At 67.8% G+C, this 19,049-nt stretch carries 16 protein-coding genes; 11 read left to right on the plus strand and 5 right to left on the minus strand.

Going from position 1 to position 19,049, the window contains the following annotated elements:
* The first annotated feature begins 362 nt into the window (after window positions 1–362).
* The 8 genes from GXW78_RS18935 to GXW78_RS18970 all read left to right on the plus strand — a co-directional run bounded on the left by GXW78_RS18935 (window position 363) and on the right by GXW78_RS18970 (window position 8,732).
* Window positions 363–740, plus strand: coding sequence for a hypothetical protein (locus tag GXW78_RS18935; RefSeq protein ID WP_211870461.1), 378 nt, complete (start codon window positions 363–365; stop codon window positions 738–740).
* Window positions 741–904: 164 nt separating this feature from the next.
* Window positions 905–1,054: a hypothetical protein gene (locus GXW78_RS18940; RefSeq protein ID WP_211870462.1), complete on the plus strand. Its 150-nt coding sequence runs from the start codon at window positions 905–907 to the stop codon at window positions 1,052–1,054.
* 1 nt (window position 1,055) lies between these two features.
* Window positions 1,056–3,230 (plus strand): tape measure protein, encoded by a 2,175-nt coding sequence (locus GXW78_RS18945; RefSeq protein WP_211870463.1) that lies wholly within the window; start codon window positions 1,056–1,058, stop codon window positions 3,228–3,230.
* Window positions 3,231–3,245: 15 nt separating this feature from the next.
* Window positions 3,246–3,935, plus strand: a complete 690-nt coding sequence (locus tag GXW78_RS18950; protein WP_211870464.1) for a hypothetical protein — start codon at window positions 3,246–3,248, stop codon at window positions 3,933–3,935.
* Window positions 3,932–4,510, plus strand: a complete 579-nt coding sequence (locus GXW78_RS18955) for a hypothetical protein (RefSeq protein WP_338147787.1) — start codon at window positions 3,932–3,934, stop codon at window positions 4,508–4,510. The genes GXW78_RS18950 and GXW78_RS18955 overlap by 4 nt, the downstream gene beginning before the upstream one ends.
* The gene (locus tag GXW78_RS18960) at window positions 4,510–4,863 is read left to right on the plus strand and encodes a DUF6950 family protein (protein ID WP_211870465.1); all 354 of its coding nucleotides are present in this window, start codon (window positions 4,510–4,512) and stop codon (window positions 4,861–4,863) included. Before GXW78_RS18955 ends, GXW78_RS18960 begins: the two co-directional genes overlap by 1 nt.
* A gap of 21 nt (window positions 4,864–4,884) precedes the next feature.
* The gene (locus GXW78_RS18965) at window positions 4,885–6,891 is read left to right on the plus strand and encodes a phage tail protein (protein WP_211870466.1); all 2,007 of its coding nucleotides are present in this window, start codon (window positions 4,885–4,887) and stop codon (window positions 6,889–6,891) included.
* An 11-nt stretch (window positions 6,892–6,902) separates the two neighbouring features.
* Window positions 6,903–8,732 carry a glycosyl hydrolase family 28-related protein gene (locus GXW78_RS18970; RefSeq protein ID WP_211870467.1) on the plus strand — a complete coding sequence of 610 codons (1,830 nt, stop codon included), beginning with the start codon at window positions 6,903–6,905 and terminating at the stop codon, window positions 8,730–8,732.
* 552 nt (window positions 8,733–9,284) lie between these two features.
* Here the strand turns inward: GXW78_RS18970 and GXW78_RS18975 are convergent.
* Genes GXW78_RS18975 through GXW78_RS18985 form a run of 3 tightly spaced genes read right to left on the minus strand, consistent with a single transcriptional unit; the run spans window position 9,285 to window position 12,669 of the window.
* Window positions 9,285–10,187 (minus strand): plasmid partitioning protein RepB C-terminal domain-containing protein, encoded by a 903-nt coding sequence (locus tag GXW78_RS18975; protein ID WP_211870468.1) that lies wholly within the window; start codon window positions 10,185–10,187, stop codon window positions 9,285–9,287.
* On the minus strand, window positions 10,184–11,080 hold the full coding sequence (locus GXW78_RS18980; protein ID WP_211870469.1) for a ParB/RepB/Spo0J family partition protein: 897 nt from the start codon (window positions 11,078–11,080) through the stop codon (window positions 10,184–10,186). The genes GXW78_RS18975 and GXW78_RS18980 overlap by 4 nt, the downstream gene beginning before the upstream one ends.
* On the minus strand, window positions 11,077–12,669 hold the full coding sequence (locus GXW78_RS18985; protein WP_408904200.1) for a recombinase family protein: 1,593 nt from the start codon (window positions 12,667–12,669) through the stop codon (window positions 11,077–11,079). Before GXW78_RS18985 ends, GXW78_RS18980 begins: the two co-directional genes overlap by 4 nt.
* Before the next feature lie 107 nt (window positions 12,670–12,776).
* Here GXW78_RS18985 and GXW78_RS18990 point away from each other — a divergent pair, with 107 nt between their 5' ends.
* The 3 genes from GXW78_RS18990 (at window position 12,777) to GXW78_RS19000 (ending at window position 15,063) form a co-directional block, all read left to right on the plus strand.
* Window positions 12,777–13,175 (plus strand): hypothetical protein, encoded by a 399-nt coding sequence (locus GXW78_RS18990; protein ID WP_211870471.1) that lies wholly within the window; start codon window positions 12,777–12,779, stop codon window positions 13,173–13,175.
* A 74-nt stretch (window positions 13,176–13,249) separates the two neighbouring features.
* Window positions 13,250–14,578 carry an ImmA/IrrE family metallo-endopeptidase gene (locus GXW78_RS18995; protein WP_246522400.1) on the plus strand — a complete coding sequence of 443 codons (1,329 nt, stop codon included), beginning with the start codon at window positions 13,250–13,252 and terminating at the stop codon, window positions 14,576–14,578.
* Window positions 14,575–15,063, plus strand: coding sequence for a DUF4411 family protein (locus tag GXW78_RS19000; RefSeq protein ID WP_211870472.1), 489 nt, complete (start codon window positions 14,575–14,577; stop codon window positions 15,061–15,063). Before GXW78_RS18995 ends, GXW78_RS19000 begins: the two co-directional genes overlap by 4 nt.
* A gap of 98 nt (window positions 15,064–15,161) precedes the next feature.
* Here the strand turns inward: GXW78_RS19000 and GXW78_RS19005 are convergent, their stop codons facing one another.
* Together GXW78_RS19005 and GXW78_RS19010 are read right to left on the minus strand one after the other, a co-directional pair.
* Window positions 15,162–16,631, minus strand: coding sequence for a tetratricopeptide repeat protein (locus GXW78_RS19005; protein ID WP_211870473.1), 1,470 nt, complete (start codon window positions 16,629–16,631; stop codon window positions 15,162–15,164).
* 5 nt (window positions 16,632–16,636) lie between these two features.
* Window positions 16,637–18,721: an ATP-dependent DNA helicase gene (locus GXW78_RS19010; RefSeq protein WP_211870474.1), complete on the minus strand. Its 2,085-nt coding sequence runs from the start codon at window positions 18,719–18,721 to the stop codon at window positions 16,637–16,639.
* Between the last annotated feature and the right edge of the window lie 328 nt (window positions 18,722–19,049).

Here is a 19,049-nt window from a genome sequence, read left to right on the forward strand (position 1 = left end):
CGGGCGCAGCCGTGGAGAACCTGGCCCATAGCGCATCCCTCCATGCCGGCGAGAAGACTGCACCATCAAAGCCCGGGACCAAACATCTAGGCTGCTCGGAGCGCCGGATGGGGCAGTCAGGTTAGCGCTGAACACGGCGGCCTTGGGGGCGACCACGTAACTGGCGGCTTTCTTCCGTAAGCCGCCCGGGAGCGGAAATGCCGCTACCGGACAACGATCCGCGGTAGCGAACGCTCGCTTCAGGTAGGACGCCGCCGGCCAATCCACGGGCAGGCTCCCCGCAAGAGTCCCAGCATCTCCCAGCGTTGGTTGTTGCTTTGCCGGCTGGCAGACGCGGCTTCAAGATAAGGACGCTAAGTCTCATGCTCACCCTCGACCTCCCGGCCGAGCCGTATTGGCTCGACCTGCCGCGCGGCGTGCGCGTTGAGATCCGGCCGGTGACGACCGCCGTGATGGCGGCCGCGCAGGCCACCGCCGCGCGCCGCCTCGCCGCGATCCGCATCGCCGACCCAGACCTCGACCCGGATATGGCGCGCGGCCTCTCCTTCGCCTTCCTGGTCAAGGCGCTCGCCCGCCACGCGGTGACGGCGTGGGAGGGCATCGGCGACGCCGCCGGCACACCGCTGGCGCTCTCGCCCGAGGCAGTCGAGCGCCTGATGGACCTCGACGACATCGCCGCCGCCTTCTGGGACCGCGCCACCGCGCCCGTCGCCGCGGTGACCGCCGAGGGAAACGGCTGAGGGCTCGCGCCGCCTGGCACTTCGGCCGCGGGCCCGACTACTGCCGCGGCTGCGCAGCGCTCGATCGCGACTGCGGTCTGGCCTGCCCCTACGCCGCCCACGCCCCCGCCAGCGTCGAGGGCCACGCCTGCTGGGCCGCCGGCACCGCCTGCGCTGAGGCGAGCATGGCCGGCCTGACGCTCGATACCGCTGGCGCACTCGCCGCGGCGCGCGAGATGGGCGCGTCCGGCTGGGCCACCGCCGAACTGCTGCTCGCCATCCGCATCGGCATGGCCGAGGGCAGCGCTGCCCGCCGCGAGGGGGAGACGACCTGACATGGCCGACGCCACCCGCCGCGTTTCGGTCCGCCTGTCGCTGGACGACGCCGCCCGGGTCAAGGCCGAGCTGCGCGAGGTCGGCGAGACCGGCCAGCGCTCGCTTGAGCAGATCAAGGGTGGCGCCGAGCGCGCCTCCCGCTCCCTCGACCTTCTGGATGTCGCCACCCGCGGCATCCAACTCGCTGGCGTCGCGGTCGCCGCGCGCGCCCTGGTCCAGGCCGGCGATGCGCTCACCCAGAGCCTCTCCAGCCTGCAGAACGCCACCGGCTCAGTGGAGCGGGCGAGTTCGGTCTACGAGGCGCTGTATCGCAACGCGCTGTCCACCGGCGTCGCGGTCTCCGAGAGCGTCGACGCCTTCCAGCGCTTCTCGATCGCCGCGCGCGAGATCGGCGCCACCTCCGACCAGGTGGTCCGCCTTGTCGGCGGCCTCCAGCGCGTCGCCATCGTCTCCGGCGCCTCGACCCAGGAGATCTCCTCGGCCACGCTGCAGCTCGCCCAGGCGCTGGCCTCCGGCGTGCTGCAGGGCGACGAGCTGCGTTCCATCCTCGAGGCCATGCCGCTGCTCGCCGAGGGCCTGGCCAAGGAACTCGGCGTCTCGATCGGCGAACTCCGCAAGCTCGGCTCCGAGGGCAAGCTCACCGCCGAGCGGGTGTTTCCGGCGCTGCTGCGCGCCACCGAGCGGCTCGGCGCCGAGCTCGACCGCGCCTCGCTCTCGCTCGGCCGCGCCTTCGGGCAGCTGACGGCAGCGACCGAGAACTTCCTCGGCCAGCTCGACCGCGCCATCGGCCTGTCCAATGCCCTGGCCCGAGCGCTGTCGGCTGCGGCCCGCGCGGTGGATGGCGTCCGCCAGGGTGCCGGCCTGCTCAGCGAGGAGGAACGCTTCGCCGGCATGCGGCGCCATGCCGAGGCGCTAGCCGCGCAGATCGCCCGGCTGGAAAGCCAGCAGGACGGCCGCGCCAGCCTCACCGCGCCGGTACGCCGTGGCAGCATCCGCCCCGGCCTGGTCGGCGCCGCCGAGCAGCAGGCCGGCGTGGATCGCGCAGCCCGGCTGGAGGAGCTGCGCCGGCAGTACACGGACCTCCAGGCCGAGATCACCCGCGGCGAACAGGCCGCCGGTGAGCGCCAGCGCAGCGAGCAGGAGAGCGCTGCCGCCCAGGCCGGTGAGGCCCGCCGGCGCCGTGCGACGCAGGACGTCCAGGAGCTCACCCGCGACCTCGATGACCGCTTCCGGATCAACCGGGAATACGAGGAGCGGGTCCGCCGCCTGCGCGAGGCCGAGGCGGCCGGTGGCGTCACCGCCGCCGAGCGCTCCCGGCTCGAGACCCTGGCGCTGCAGGAGCGCGACGAGGCGCTGCGCCGGCTGGAGCCGCGTGTCGCTGCCGTCCGCCGCGCCAGCAATGAGGGGGCGCGGGAGGCGCGCGAGGCCGAGCGCGAGCTCAACGAGCTGCTGCGCGAGCGCGAGCGGCTGATCCAGCAGAACGAGACCGCCTATGAGCGCGACCAGCGCCGTCTCGCCACCCTGTCCAGCCTGGTGGAGCGCGCCGAACGGGCTGGCCGGGCGGTGCCCGACGAGACCATCCAGCGCGAGGCGGTCGCGGCGATGGAGGAGCTGGAGCGGGCGGAGGAACGCGTGCAGCGCGGCGCGGAACGCACCTCCGATACTGTCCGCGAGCTGGGCCTGACTTTCTCCAGTGCCTTCGAGGACGCGATCGTCAAGGGCGAGAAGTTCTCCTCCGTGCTGGAGGGGCTGCTGCAGGACATCACCCGCATCCTCGCCCGCAAGGTCATCACCGAGCCGCTGGGCAATGCGGTCTCAGCCGGACTGTCCGGCATCTCCTTCGACAGCCTGTTCACCGATCTCGGCTCCTGGCTGGGCGGCCTGTTCCGTGCCGAGGGCGGGCCGGTCGCCGCCGGCCAGCCCTACGTCGTTGGCGAGCGCGGGCCGGAATGGTTCGTCCCGCGCCAGGCCGGGACGGTGCTGCCGAACGGTGTCGCCCCGGGCGGGGGCGGCCCGACCATCCACACCAGCATCACGATCGACGCCCGCGGTGCGGACGCCGGCGTCGAGGCGCGGCTGCGGCTGCTCGCCGGACAGATCGCCCGCCAGGCCTCGGCCATGACGCTGGATGCCATCCGCCGCGGCGGCGCGGCCTACGACACGGTGCGCGGATAGCGGGGAGGGCGAGCCATGACCGAATACGCCTGGCCCGCTGCGCTCCGGCCGTCGCGGCTGAGCTTCTACCTGCAGCACAATACGCTGCGCTTCGTCTCGCCGGTCAGCCGCGCGACGCAGGTGCTGCGCCGCGACGGGGCGAGGTGGATCGCCGAGGCCAGCTTCGATCCCCTCAACCACGCCCAGGCGGGCGTGCTGGAGGGGCTGCTGGCCGCCCTGGCAGGATCGGCCAACACCGTCCGCATCTGGGACTGGCGGCGCGAGTACCGCACCGGCGATCCCCGCAGCCAGGGGGAGGTGCCCTCGGGACCCTACTCCTTCTCGGACGCCACCATCTTCACCGATGGCACGGGGCTGGTTGTGGGCTCGGGCACGCCGTCGCTCGCCGTCGGCGCTGCACGCGGCGCTCTCTCCCTGCAAACCCAGGGCTGGTGGCCGAACGCGGTGGCGGTCGGGGCGGGCGATCATATCGGCCTCGCCGGCCGGCTCTACATGGCGACCGAGACGGTCAGCGCCTCCGGCACCGGTACGGCGACCATCCCGATCGCCCCGCCGCTGCGCGCGGCGGCCCCGCTCGCCGAGCCGCTGGTGCTGACCACCCCGACCGTCGCCATGCGCCTCGCCTCCGACGATGAGGGCGCCAACCCCACGCGGCCGGGCCGCTTCACCGCCATCACCATCCGCCTCGAGGAGGCCCTGCCGTGAGCGACGGCATCGTCGCCACGCCGCGGCTGTCGCCCCAGGCTGCGGCCGCCGCGACCGCGCCGGTCGCCACGCCCGTCGTCCTGGTCGAGCTCGACTTCGCCTCGGGCCCGATCCGCGCCTGGACCGGACTTGGGTCGCTCCATTGGGCCGGCGTGGTGTTCGAGGGCATGGGCACCATCGGTGCCGTCTCCGACATCGAGGAGACGGCCGAGCTGCGCGCGGTGCGCATCACCCTGACCCTCTCGCCGGTGCCGCAGGAGGTCGTGGACATCGCGCTCGCCGAGCAGTCCTTCCGGTTGCGCCCGGCGCGGCTGTGGGGTGCGCTGCTCGATGCCGAGGGCGCCTTCGTCGCCGACCCATTTCCGCTCTGGGCGGGGCTGATGGACACCATGCAGGTGGTGGACGGGGCCGAGCCACGCATCTCGCTGACCTGCGAGAGCCGCCTCGTCGACCTCGAGCGCGCCGAGGTGCGGCGCTACACCGACGCCGACCAGCAGGCGGAGTATCCGGGCGACCGTTTCTTTGAGTTCGTCCCCGCCCTGCAGGAGGCGGAGATCCGGCTGCCGGCCAGCTAATGGCCCGGCTGCCGGATTGGCACGCGCGGCTGGCAGCCCTGCTGTCGGCGGCGGAGACGCGCCCCTTTCACGCCCACCGATGGAACTGCGGGCGGTTTGCCCTGGCAGCGGTGATGGCTACGACCGGCCGCCGGCCGCGCTGGCGCAGCCGTCCTTCGCTGGAGACGACTGCGGATAGCGCCGGCTTCCCGCGCATCCCGCCGGCCTTTGCCCGGGCGGGGGATGTTGTCCTGGCGGGCGATCCACCGCGCCTCGGCGTGGTGGTCGATGGCGGCCGTGCTGCCTTCGTCGGGCCGTGCGGCCTGGTCCGCATCTCCCTGACCGATTGCACCACTGCCTGGCGCATCGACTGACGCCTCGGAGGATCGCGCCCGATGCCTGCCGCTGTCCCCCTCATCGCCGTCGCCGCGGCTGGCATCGCCTCCGCCGCGGTCGGTGGTGGCATCCTCGGCGCGGTGGTCGGTGCCGGCGCCGCCTTCATCGTCTCGGCCATCGGCCAGTCGGTCTTTCCGCAGAAACAGAAAAAGCAGGCCAGCCTCAGTCCGCAGGCCGCGGCGATCGCCGGCTTCGACGCCGGCCAGCCCGGCGCCGGCCGCACCCAGGCCTTCCGCCAACCGGTCACCGAGCACCAGCTCGTCCTCGGCCGCTGCAAGGTCTCGGGGCCGATCGTCTTCCTGCACTCGGCGACCGACGACGAGGGCCGCGCCGACGGCTACTTCTACTCGGTGGTCGTGCTCGCGGCGCACCGGGTGAGGGCGATCGGCGAGGTATTCCTCGGCGACAAGGTCGAGAGCGACGGATCGCTCGCCGGGCTGGTGCGCATCGACCGCCATCTCGGCGAGCCCGACCAGGTGGCGGACGGCAACCTGATCGCCGAGACCGGCGGCCAATGGACCGCCGAGCATCGCGGCCGCGGCCGCGCCTATGTTGCCGTCCGGCTCAAGCTCACCGCCGAGGCCTTCCCCGCCGGACCGCCCAACATCGCCGCCATCGTCGAGGGCGCCGACACCATCCTCGACCCGCGCACCGGGGCGACGGGCTGGTCCGACAACCCGGCCCTGCTGCTCGCCTGGTACCTCACCGCGCCCTTCGGCTGGCGGGCCGCCTGGTCCGACATCGACATCCCCGCGCTAATGGCCGCGGCCAACATCTGCGACGAGTTGGTCGGTACCAGGGCCGGGATCTACGAGCGCCGCTACACCGCCAACGGCGTGCTGTCGCTCGCCGAGGGCAAGATCGCCATCACCCGCAAGCTAGCCGCTGCCATGGCCGGGGCGCTGGTGGTCTCGGGCGGGCGGTTCTTCATCCATGCCGGGGCGCCGGCGCTGCCGGCAGCCACGCTCGCCTCCGACGATCTCCGCGGCGACGTCACCATCCAGGGGGCGCGGCCGCGGCGGGATCTCTTCAACGGGGTGCGCGCCGTCTATGTCGAGCCCACCGCCAACTGGCAGCCGACCGACGCGCCACCGCTGCTGGCCAGCAACTACGTCGCCCAGGATGGCGGCGAGATGATCTACCGCGACCTTGAGTTCCCGCTGACCACCTCCGTCAGCACGGTGCAGCGGCTGATGAAGGTCGAGCTGGAGCGCAACCGCCGTCAGCGCACCGTGGCCTTTCCCGCCAACCTCTCCGCCCTGCGGCTGCGGCCCTGGGAGGCGGCGACGGTCGCCCTCGATCGGCTAACCCCCTTCCCGGCGCGGGTCACCGCCTGGTCGCTCGCCGCCGAGGGCGGTGTGGATCTCACCCTGGAGGAGGAGGACGCCGCGGTGTGGGACTGGAACCCGGCGGTCGATGAGCGCGCCACCGGGGCGAACCCCGCCGTGGTGCTGCCCAACCCGGGCGTCATTGCCGCGCCGGCCGCCATCACGGTGGAGACGCCGCAGGCGACGGCCTTTGCCGCAATCTCTCTGTCCTGGGCGGCGGTCGGCTCCTCGCACCTCGCCGGCTACCAGGTCGAGTTCCTGCCGGCCTCGGTCGCGGCCTGGCAGGGCTATGGCGGCTCCCTGGGTGCCACCGCCGCCGCCATCCCCACCGCCGAGCCAACCGGCGTCCGGGTGCGCGCCGTGGCCCGCAGTGGGGCGGTGTCGGGGTGGCGGCAGGCCCTCGTCCCGGCCACGGTGGCGGCGCCGACCGCCACCGGCATCACTGGCGGCATCCGCCTCTCCGGCGGCTTCCCGCCCGATGCCGTGCGGCTGCAGGTGTTCGAGGCCAGCACGAACAGCCTCGCTGCCGCGGCCAAGCTGGCGGAGGAGCCGACCAGCCTCTTCTGGGACCGCATCGGCCTCAGTGCCGGCGACACCCGTTGGTACTGGCTGCGCGCCGTCTCGGCCGAGGGCAACGTCTCCGCCCTCGCCGGGCCGGTGACAGCGACCGCGCTGTAGGGAACTCCACCATGCCCGCCCGCATCGACGACCTGCTGGTGCTCGACACCGCGGTCAGCAAGACCGACCTCGCCAAGTACCTCCGCGACCGCGAGGCGGTGCTGCCCTCCGACTTCGGCGGCCTCGGCGACGGCGTCGCCGATGATCGCGCTGCCATCCAGGCCGCCTTCGACCGCGCCGCGGCGGACCAGAAGTTCGCGGTCATCCCGCCCGGTACCTGGAATGTTTCCTCCGGTGTCACCCTCGGCGGCAGCGCCCGCGGCCTGATCATGCACGGGGTCATCCGCTACACCGGCACCGCCCCAGCGACGGTGCTGACGCTCGGTGATGGCGGCACCGTCCGCAACGGCGAGAAGCACTATGCCGGGCTGCAGGTGGTGCGTGCCACTCAGTCCGACTGGCTCGACGAGGCCGACATCGGCATCCTGGTGCGCAACATCGACGCCTCGGTGGTCGAGCTGCGGTTGGTGTCAGGCTTCACCATCGGCATGCGCACCCTGGGCGACGGCCGCGGCGTCGAGGACAGCACCTTCCACCTCGGCCGCATCCTCAACAATCGCGTCGGCCTCGACATCCACTGCGCCACCGCGACCGCCTGGAACACGTCTGTTCGCTACTATGGCGGCCACTTCGCCATCGCGACCGGGATCAACCCCAGCCTGGACCGCTTCGGGATCCGGCTGTCCAAGGCGGATGGCGCCTATTCCAACCACAACCGGCACGTCTTCGACGCGCCGAACTTCGAGCTGCGCCAGCTCGATCCCAACGTCGCCATCCCCTTCCTGAATGAGACCAGCGGCTCGGCGATCATCGGCCGGGCGTTACGCATGGAGGCCTGCTCGCCGATCGTCGCCCGGCACACCGCCGCGGCACAGGATTGCGAGTACGAGGTCGCCTGGTCCAACACCTACCAGGTCGGCATCGACTACACCGCGCCGGCCACCCGCTGCGGCAACACGGTGCTCAACCGGCACCGGGCGCCGGCGTCGCGGCATCTGCGGCTGCTCGGGGCGGTGCCGAATGTCCGGGCCAGGGCCTTCCGCCACAGCGCGACCGAGATCGGCGTCGAGGGGTTGGCAGTCGTTGCGACCTCGACCACCAGCGCCACCACGCTGGCCGGGCTGTCCTTCAACGGGCTGGACGACATCACGCCGACCGGGCGCGGGCTGCTGCTCGCGGCGCAGCGGGGGTTGGCCTTCGTGGTGGAATGCAGCCAGGCGAAGGAGTTCGCCCTGGTGCATTCCCTCGTCGGTGGCACCGACGGTGGGCGGATCTTCGTGCGCTGCTTCGATGCGGCGATGAATGTGCGGGAGAACGTCGCCGGCGACGCGCTGGCCTCGATCACCACGCTGCTGTGGAACGTCCCCTCCAAGGCCTGGACCGGCGGGGCTGCCATGGCCGACGCCTCGCTGAACAGGCGCATGACGGTGCGGCTCGGTCCCGGCGTGGCCTTCGCGCAGATCGGCATCGTCGGCTTTGACGGGCAGATCGAGCTTGAGGCGCTGCGGCTCTGCGGCCTGCCGGAGGCGGCACCGGCGCTGCTCTGCGGCACGCCGGTTCTCCCGGTCGGGCAGCGGGAGTTCGCCGCAGAGGCGGCCTGGGACCTGCCGAGCCTGGCGCCTGGGGCGACCAGCCTGCTCGACGTCACCGTCAATGGCGCACGGCAGGGGGATCTCGCCCATGCGGCGCTGGCGTCCTCGACGCGCTTCATCGAGCTCGACGCCGCAACCTGGTCCAACAACACCGTCCGCGTCATGGCGCGCAACATCTCGCCCACGGCGACTTTCGATCTGGGTGCTGCGACGCTTTCGGTCAGTGCGCGAAAGCGAAGGGTGCCGTGACCGTTCAAAGCACCTGGTCGGTGATCACGTACGGCGTGCCGCGCAGCCCCGACGACCCAGCCGCTTGCGCCGCGACTTCATGGCGGGCACGGCGTCCACCCAAGCCATGCCCCTCTGTCGAGCATAGTGCCTGGCGAGAGCCAACACCGTTGTGCGCCCCTCGTCACCAAGTGCCTCCATCAGCCGAATGAACTCCTCCCGCTCATCAGGGCCCATCGGGCCGCGAGGAAACCGGGGATCGTCTTCTATGCCAGCCATCGCTGTCGTCTCCTGCGTCAACGCCATGGGAGATGATCCGATAGAACGGGGCATCAGGGAGGTGATGGCCCAATGCGCGCTCGGCAGAAGGCGTGCCCAGCGCTGTCACTGTGCCGGGCACGCTTCCACTGTTCGGCCGGTCCCATGGCGGCCGGCCTGGTGGGCACCAGCGGGTTCGCCGCCATCCCCACCACCACCCTCGATCCGCCCCACCGTGCGGCTTCTCCGGTGGTCCCCGCGCTTTCGGGTCCGGGTCCCCATCTCAACGGCCAGCCCCGCCCGGCCCACCGGGTGTCATGCTGCTGCTGTGTCGCCCTCGATGATCCGCTGAAACTCTGCGAGGAACTCAGGATGCTGCTGGGCAAGGTATCGAACCACGCGGGCGTTCCCGAGCAGCCTGCCGAGATAGCCGCGTGCGACGACGAGATGCATATGGTCCGGGCCGTAGCTCCGCTCAGCAACCCGCAACTCTCGCTCGAGCTGGCTGCTTTCGCGCTCCATCAGCGCCATCTGCTCGGGCGTCAGGCCGCGAACCTGCTTGGGTTGGTCGTCGGCCACGAGTTGGTTCTGTGGCGTGGCCGCCAGCAATGCTTCGGCATAGGTGATCGTGAAGCGATCCATCGCAATCATGAGCTCCACTGCCTCGATCTGGCGCAACGGCTGCATTCGCTTCAGGACGCGAAACAGGCCCTCCGCGATAGAGCGGTCCTTCAGCAGGTCTACTGCTTCTGGACACACGCCGGCCAGCATGCGCTTCTTTGCCCGAAGCGTCTGCACGTCGATATTCAGTGCGCGTGCGATGCGCTGCTCCGACGCGCCGTCCTCGATCGCCTTCAAGATCATGCGGTGTTCCTGCACGGCCGCGAGGCGGCTGATCCGCTTGTTGTACGTGAAGGCTTCGTCGTCCGTGGCCAACAGGCAAGCGACGTGCTCCGCTCCGCGAGATGCGAGGACATCAACGCGGAGGTGCCCATCCAACAGAAGGTACCGATCGTTGTTCGGCGAGCGTCGTGCAACGACCGGCGGCTCGATGATTCCGACTTCGTCAATCGACGCCGCGATGCGCGCATACTTCGCGGATCGGCGCACCTTTGGCGCAACGGGTCGCAGGAAGTCGATCTGACTGATCGGGAGCGAGACGAGCTTCTGCTCGAAGCACGCATGGACCGCTTGGCCTAGCGGGGATTTCGCCATCATGCGCCCTCCCGCGCACGGAGGCGCTCGGTGAGGCTGCGAGGCAAGGTCTCGATGCGCTCAGCCGTAAGCAGCGCGGCGAAGCTTGCGTCAGCCATGAGGGCGCGGAGCGCCTCAAGGACGAAGACAAGCCGATCGCGCGTCGCCTGGGCTCGGCGAACGAGAAGGCGCTTCTTTTCGGTGTCCTGCTGGTAGGTTCGTACCAGCGCGTTGAGCGATAGTGGGCGTGCGCGTGCCCCGCGATCGCGCTCTCCTTCGTAACCTCGCTTCCGGCGACGCTGCTCAACGAGGCGCTTGGCGGCCATGAGCTTGTGGCCGCGCAGCAAGTTCTTCTCGTAGGCTTCCTGCAGCACGCGCTGAGTATCGGTATCGGCGGCCAGGGCAATATCGACGGCGATGCTGACAGGGATGGTTCCCTTCTCCACCGCGGTGAGCAGGCGCGTCTCGCTTTTCGTGATCAGGCGGAGGACGCCGCGAACATACTCCCCGGTTAATCCTGTCTTCCGGGCGATGTCGGCCTCGGAATGCCCGCGCTCGCGCATGCCTTGGATGTCATGGAGAAGGTCAAGGGCATGGTGTTGACGCCGTGCCAGGTTCTCCACCAGGCTCATGATCTGGAGTTGCTCCGGGTCGGCCTCGACAATCACCGCCGGAATTGTCGTCTGGCCCAACTCTCTGAAGGCTTCGAGACGCCCTTGGCCGCAGACGAGGTCATACCGACTCCCCTCGGTGGAGGACCGCGCCGCAACTGTGATCGGCCGCTTCAGACCGACTGAGGCGATGCTGGCGACGAGTTCGTCGAAGGCGCGCGGGCTACGCGCCCGCGGGTTGGAGATGTGAATGAGGTCGACCGGGATGGCTTGCGCTTCGCTCCTGGTGTCTCGCTCGGTTATCATCCCACTCCCCTGATCGGCGCCCGTGCTGCCAAGTCGAAGAACGGCTCCAGCGTGTCGAACCGGAAGGCGTCCAGGCCGAAGCCGTTGGCCTGCCGCAGGCGCAGCGACGCAAGCTGCAGGTCGATCCAGGGCAGCAGGTAGTAATCGAGCGTCGTCGTCTCGCCCGGCTCCAGCCGAACGGCCACCGTGATGTCTGGGGTGAGGCCCTCATCCAACCGGATGAGCCAGCGCCGCATTCCGCTTGCAGCCACCCGACATCGCGAGATCACAACGGCCGCCGTGAACTCGTCATTGATCGTGAGCAGGTCGGTTTCGGGATCGCGCACAACCGCGCCCCCCGCACGCTCCAGGCCGGCCATGACCCCCGCCATCACGGATGGATGCATCTCACGCACCGCGCGATTGGCATCCAGAAAGGCGAAATCGCGCTCTGGCGTGTAGCCAATCAGCTGGTACGCCCTCAGCAGGCTCTTGAAGCGCTGCGCGTAAGCGCTGCTCGACGGCGTGTCATCGGCCTCGTCGATCAGGATTCCGGTCAGGCGCCCATGCGTGGCAAGCACCCGACGAAGGGCTTCCAGCATGTCGTCGTCCGTGAGCTTGCGCGAGCGTTCCTGGATGATGACCTGCGCCGCATCGAAGAGCAGCCGGTCCACCGCGGCTGGAAAGGCGCCATCGCGCCGGATCCACTCATCGGGCGTGTTCTTGCGCCGCCGCTCAGTGAGTTTGGCTGAGACGCGATTCCACACATTGTCGCCGACGTATTTCTCGTTGATCAGGACTTGGTGGATATTCCCTCGAGACCAGGGGTGGCCGACATCGTTCAGGATGCCGCGCCCGTTCAGCAGTCGCGCGATCGCCTCCTCGTTCTGGCCGTCCTCCACGAAGCTGCGGTAGATCCAGCGGACGGCTTCGACCTCATCGACAGGCCCCAGCGTCAGTACGACGCGGTCGGTCTGGATGCTCTTGTGTTGGCCGCGAGTGAGTTCGCCCTTCGGCGCTCCGGCGCCATCGATCAGGAATCGGCGCAGCCCGAAGCCTGCCGAGCCGCCCTGCCGAAAGCCCAACTCGATGAGACGGCACTGACCCTTGAACACTTTGTTCCCGAGTTGCCGACTGTACTCCCCTGACATGGTACGCTTGATGCTCTTCAGGAGCTCGGAGGCGATGCTGCCATCATTCTCGAATGGCTCCGCGCAGTAGATCACGCGGACCCCGGCCTTCTTGCACTTGTACTCGTAGTAGGCGCTTTCGTCCGTGTCCTGGAAACGTCCCCAGCGGCTGACGTCGTACACGAGGATCAGGGAGAAGTCGGCCTGTCCGGCCTCGACATCGGCGAGCATCTGCTTCATCGCGTCGCGCCCCGCGATGCTCAGCCCGCTCTTGCCGTGATCGGCATATGTGCGAACGATCTCGATGCCGTTCCGCGCCGCGTACTCGCGGATCTCATCTGCCTGGTTCTCGGTCGAGTAGCGCTGATGGTCGGTGGACATCCGCACATACTCGGCAGCCCTGGTGCGCGGGGGTGTCTGATCGAGTCCTCCCCCTGCGCCGGTTGCTGCTGCATCGACCACGGCACGTCCCCTTCGCACAGTCCTTCGGGAAGGAACGCAGCAGCATCGTCACGTCGCGACATGCCGGGCGGGGCGGTCGAGCGCATTGCACCTTCACTCTCATGATATCGGGAGTGGAATGTGCTGTGCGGACGAAGAAGGGCAACTTGTTGCACTCGAAGGGCAAGAAGTTGCCCTTCTTCGACATGGCTTCGCAGCCGCCGGTCGGCTATGCGCGCGCGATCGCCGACGCGCTGCGACGCGAAATGACCGCGGACGGCGCCTCAGCGAAGACCATCATGCGCTGGACCGGCGCCAGCGAACGCGCCGTGAAGGGATGGATCGGCGGAAAGCGTGGCCCGCGCGGTGAACACCTCATCGCCCTGATGGCCGGGTCCGATGCCGTCTTCCTCGCTGTGCTGCGCCTCGCGCGGCGTGATCGCTTTGAGCCTTCGCCGGATCTGGACGCAATCAGGGACCATCTCCGGCAGGCCTTGTCGGCGCTGGACGAGCCTGGCCCCAATGTCGACCCAGAGAATACCTAGTGATGGCCGCCAGTGCGGCAGCACGTCTCGCCACGCCGCTGCCGCATGGTCAGGATCGCGACGCCGGCCGGGCCATGGACGACGATGCCACCCGTCCCCAGACGCCGGGCGCCCGCCTCGTGGAGGATTCCGCCCGGCCGGGGACTGCCGTAGTATGCGGCGGAGGACGATTGACAGCCGAGATGGCACGAGCCGTGCAAATCAATCCCAGGGTTCTGTCCTGGGCCCGCGAGACCGCCGGGTTCGCACCCGAGGAGGCGGCGGCCAAGCTCGGCCTGAAATCCACGGCAAAGGCAACCGCCGTCGAGAAGCTCCTCCAGGCGGAGAGCGGTGAACGGCCGATCGGCCAGGGTATGCTGGAGAAGGCGGCTGCGATCTACCGTCGGCCCCTGGTGACCTTCTACCTGCCCCAGCCCCCCACACGAGGCGAGCGAGGCGAGGACTTCCGTACCATCGCCGGCGCGGCGTCCCCTCGCGAGGACGCTATTCTCGACGCTCTGATCCGCGACATTCGCACGCGCCAGCAGCTGCTCCGCGAGGCGCTCATCGAGGATGAAGATACCACTCCTCTGGACTTCGTCGCCTCTTGCCGAGTCGCCGACGGGGCGAAGGCTGTAGCCTCCCGCATCCGGAAGACGCTCGGCGTCACTACGGCTGAACAGCGAGGGGCCAGGGATCCTGCAGCCCTATTCAGCCTACTGCGCACCGCCGCGGAGCGGGCAGGCATCTTCGTGCTTCTCCTGGGCGATCTCGGCTCCCATCATTCCGACATCAGCGAGGAGACGTTCCGAGGCTTCGCTCTCGCGGATGACGTCGCCCCCTTCGTCGTGATCAACGACAACGACGCGACCCCGGCCCGTTCCTTCACACTGATGCACGAACTGGCGCATATCTGGATCGGTGCGACTGGGGTGAGTGGGCCGCTTCGGGGTGCTCCGGCCAACATCGTCGAGCGCTTTTGCAACGAGGTGGCAGGGGAGTTTTTGCTACCGCCGGAGGCGCTGAAACCAATCGCCGCGGCAGGTGCTGCCAGCTTCGATCTAGACAGCGCGCTGTCTCTCACCGACGACGTGGCTCGGATTTGGAACGTGAGTCAGGGCGTTGTCACATACCGACTTCTCCTGAACGGCTGGATCTCCAATCAGGTTGCGACGGCGATGTTCCGCGCCTTTGCAGACCGGTGGAGAGCGGAGCGTCAGCGGGCTCGTGAGGCTCGGGAGCCTGACGAGACTGGGCCAGGCTACTACATAGTTCGGCGTTCCCGCCTTGGGGCAGGGCTTATGGACGCTGTCCGACGCGCGCTGCAGGGCGAGATACTCACTCACACGAAGGCTGCTCGAATCCTTGGCGTCGCGCCCACCGCGGTGGATCAGCTTTTGCGCGAGCGGCCGCGCGCAGCATGACGGTCTATCTGATAGACGCGAACGTCCTCATCAGGGCGCACGGCGACTACTACCCAATAGATCGCATCAAGCCCTTCTGGGATTGGTTGCTCGCCGAGGCTGAGGCCGGCCGGGTTAAGATGCCGCGCGAGATCTACGATGAAGTTGCGAAGTCTTCCGATCTGCTGGGCCAGTGGCTGCGGCAGCCCGAGGTGAGGGCGGCGATCATCTTAGCAGAAGCCACGGATGGCACGACGGTAGCTACCGTCATTGCCAAAGGGTACGCCCCTGATCTTGATGACGTTGAACTCGAGAAGATCGGTCGCGACCCTTTCCTCATCGCGGCCGCGTTAGGCGGACCGGATCGGGTGGTGGTGACGCGCGAGGTATCGAGCCCAAAGAAGCAGCGCGCGAACCGAAAGGTTCCGGACGTCTGCGTGACCATGGACGTGGCATGGATCAACGATTTCGAGCTCTGGCGCCGCCTCGATTTCCGTATCGAGTAGGTCGGGGTAGCATCAATCTGCGGTCCCGTTGCATGCGAGGGGTGGTACCGGACCGACCGGGAGCCTTGGTCGGAGTATTCTGCCGCCGGGCAGACGAATCAGGGGCCGGGCACGGCGGCTGAGGTTAATATGTGCGTTTCCGAGGCATCTTCGGGTCCGATCTGGATGAAGCTGATCGCGCGCCAACCAACCTTGCCTGTCTTGTTGGCGCGCCGGATAGCCCAGCAGCGGACCTCACGGGCTTCGCCGGCGGTGAAGTCTTTCGCGAGATGAGGCGGGACGAAGACGTCGTCTGTATTGGTGCGAATGAAGGCGAAGTCCTGGTCGGGCCTACGTTCCAGCCAACCCCAAGCCGCCTCGTAGAGACCGGGCAGGCTCCCGTGTGGCGCTGAGCGCCATTTCTGTGGCGCCCCGCCCACCTCCGCGCAGCCGATTTCGACCAGCGTGCCTGGTGGCAACTCGGCGATAGTGGGGAAGGCATGATGCAACAGGGCGAACCCATCCGTTGCGCTGGTGGCGACGTAACTTAGGCGCTTTTCGGCGTTGACATGGTCGATGACGCCCTTCGTATAGGTGAGCTCGCGCGCATCCAACGCGTCAAGCAGGGCGTGAGCCGCCGTCGCCGCTGGTGGCACACGCCGCAGGCTGCCCGCCGCCACAGCGTGGTGATACCAATCGCTCGCTGCTAGCGCGGCCAGATCGGTGGGTACCTTGAAACCCTGCTGCTCGCGAAACGCCAGGGCTCGCTGCACTTCATACGCGGCCTCGTCGAATCGATTGGCATGGACGAGGAGTTGCGCAAGGCGTGGGCGAACTTTTGCGACCTCCAGCTCCTCCCGCGCGAGATGACTGGCATGGGTGAGGCAGATGAGCGCGTCGAGGGGCCGAGAGGCTTCCAAGATCAGGCCGAGCAACGACCAGGGCCAAGCCGCGCGGGGTTGCCGCCGCAGGATGGGGAACAGACGCTTAGCCGCCGGCTCGACCTCGCCCCGCAGGAGGTGCATCTTGCTGCTGTAGAAGTTCAGCCACTGGTCGTCGGGGGTCTCCCTCAGCGCTTCCGCGAGGACGCCCTGACCCCATTCAATCAGTTCCTGATCCACGCCAGGCATCCCCGCCATGGCGACTGTTTGCTTGGAAATCGCGCGCTTCAGGCGCGTCTGCTGGCTATCTAGTGTCTTGCCGTCCTCGTTGATGAAAGTACGGTTGGCCTCCGGATCCAGGTCTTCTGTCCCCGCCCAACGCGCAAAGATCAGGAAGTCAGTCCAGGCCCCGGACGCCTTCATCGCCAGCCGCACCATCTGGGAGAAGCAGGTATCCCGACGCAGCAGGCCCCCGAACTTGGAAAACTCCTTCATGTACGGCGTGATGCGCTGGGATAGGGCGGTAGCTGACAGCTGCTTCGCCTCGAAAGCATCCGTCGCCTTCTTCACATAGTCATAAAGCACCCAAGCATAGGCGCGGAGCACCCAGGTGTCCTTCGGATCCCGCGCATATTCGGTACGTGCAAGCCCGAGCGCCTCGTCGAGTTTGCCCGCCTTGCGCGCGGCGAAGATTTCCTTCGCTGCCACAGCGTTCAGGCCTTTGCCATGGCCATCAGCCCCTGCACCTCCTCATACAGGCCTCGGCTGCTTCCCGGCCCGCCGACTTCCTGTGCGGCCGTCCAGGTGGAAGCGTCGTTATGGATGAAATCTACTGCTCCGCGGCGGGTCGCATCAGCGAAGGTCACGCGCAGGCGGTTGCGCATGACCTCATGGCCGGTCCGTTGGATGGAGGCGCCCGTCATTGCGGCGTCGAGGCGGGAGAGGAATTCCTGGATGAAAGGTTCCGGCTGTCGCGCGTTCGGCCCACCCGAGAGCCTTTGGAAGGCGGCCAACGCCTCATCGGCGAGGGTCGCGTCATGGAAGGCTCCCGGCGCAGTGCCGGAGCGGCCGACGCGGAACTTACCATCGTACCAGTATTGGACGACCGCGCGCTTGCCCTCCCGCTGGAGGGAATAGCGCTCGCAGTATTGCAGGTGCTGTAGCTGCTCGATGGTGATGCCCTGTTCCTGCCACGCCCCACGCAGCTGCTGGTGCACGGTCATCAGGGCAGCGAGTTGGGAGGAGAAGGAGAGCCGGTTCCAATCGGGATCGGCCGTGAAATCCTTCCGCTCATCCAACTCAGTGCGGATGGAGGGAATGTTCCATTTCATGTCGCTGTCATCGGTGAAGTCGGGTGGATTCACGACGACAAGCCTTTTTACCGCGCGAGTGATGGCCGTATATGCCCAGCGGAAGGACGATGAATTTCGCCCGTCGCCGGGGAGTGAGAAGTGGACGATGCCGCTGTGCCATTCGCCGCCCTGGGCCTTATGGCAGGTCATGGCATAGCCATACTTCACTTGAAGCGCGTTGAAGTAGCCATCATCGGCAATATTCAGGCGGAACGCCGGCATGTGGGGTTTCAGCTGCGGGTACCGCATCCGGAAATGTACCAATAGTGCCCGCTGCTCCGCCGGGGAAATGTCGCGCATTGGCGATGCCAGGAGGTTCTCGAGCAGCAGGCACTCTCGCCTGATGACGGTGCCATCAACATCCCGGAAGGCGACCTCGGCCTCGCGGAATCGAAGCTCAACTGGAGCTATGCCCTTCATCGGCACCAGGACGCTCTCGCATTCCGCCCGCACCGAGAGGACCTTCACAAGGTCACCGTTGCTGAGCTGGTAGGGCCGCGAGTTGCGGTTGACCAATAAAGTGTCGCCGACCTGGATAGGGAGGTCCGCATCCCCCCAGAGCCGATCACGTACTGCGCGATTGTAGTCCAGTGCCATGGCATTCGAGAAGACCACCGCTACCGTGGATTCCTTCGCCCGAAGACTCTCGACGATCAGGTCGAGGGCTCGCTCCGGGTCCACCTTCTCGACCTCGGCGTCGAAGGGTTTCAGAGTGAAGGTATTGAAGCGCTTGGCGCGCAGTGCATCTCGGATTTCTGTCGCCCGAGCGAGGATGGCGCTCCCTGCCGCTTGGCGCACCACGGAGTTCAGTTCAGCGGTGGCGATGCGGAGCCCGAATTTTGTCTGGAGGTATTCCTCCGAAAGTGCTGGAGAGGTGTCCTCTCCCACCGGCGGCAGCTGTGCGGGGTCACCAACAAAGAGCAGTTTGGTGCGGTGATCGTTCCCCCGTCCTGGGCGCCTGATCCGGGCATAGGTTACCAGATCCTGGAGAAGGCGGCCGGAGCCAAATTGGACATAGTCGCCCGGGGTTTCTCGGTCACCAACCATGGAAGCCTCGTCGATGACGAAGAGAGCTTCCATCGCTTCTTCGGAGCTCAAGGGGAAGACGAGGCGGACGCCAGGGTCATTGGCGCTTTCCGCTTCCTCGTTCACCTCGACTTTGGGAGGCTTGAAAATTCGCGAATGAATCGTGCTCCCCTTGCCCTCGACCGTGCCCCTGATCAGGCGCACCTTGTTGCCGAGGATACGGGCCGCGCGGCCCGTGGGCGCAAGCAGACTGAAGGATAGCTCCATCTCCTCCAGCACGGCGGTCAAGGCGGCAATTAGTGTTGTCTTACCGGTGCCCGCGCTGCCACGAAGGATGAAGGCGTCCAGCGCGTCGTCGCGCAGAAAGGATCGAATGGTACGGAGCGCCGCGTCCTGCTCCTCGTTTAGTTCGATCACCATCTGTTAGGGCATTTCACTTGCTTGGTGACCGTTGGGCTCGAGGGTGCAGTAGGCAAATCGGGGAAAGGCGGCTGGAGGCTGGCGGGGGCAAAGGGAGTCTCGCTTGCCATCCCAACCGCCCACGGGCGCGGGCCTGCGCCAATGCTTCTCTTGCCGCGTCTGCCCAGCATGTTAAAATCATCGTCCCCGGCTAATTCTGTTCACATCCTGCCAATAAATAGATGTTGTTGGCAATCAGCGCGGCAGGTTCTTGCCAGCCCGGGCACTGGCAGATGCCTCGGCCGATAGTGCAGGGGCCGCTTACCATCCTGTTGATCGGAGCTGAAGT

This window comes from Neoroseomonas terrae (assembly GCF_018129025.1).
GTDB classification, from domain to species: domain Bacteria; phylum Pseudomonadota; class Alphaproteobacteria; order Acetobacterales; family Acetobacteraceae; genus Neoroseomonas; species Neoroseomonas terrae.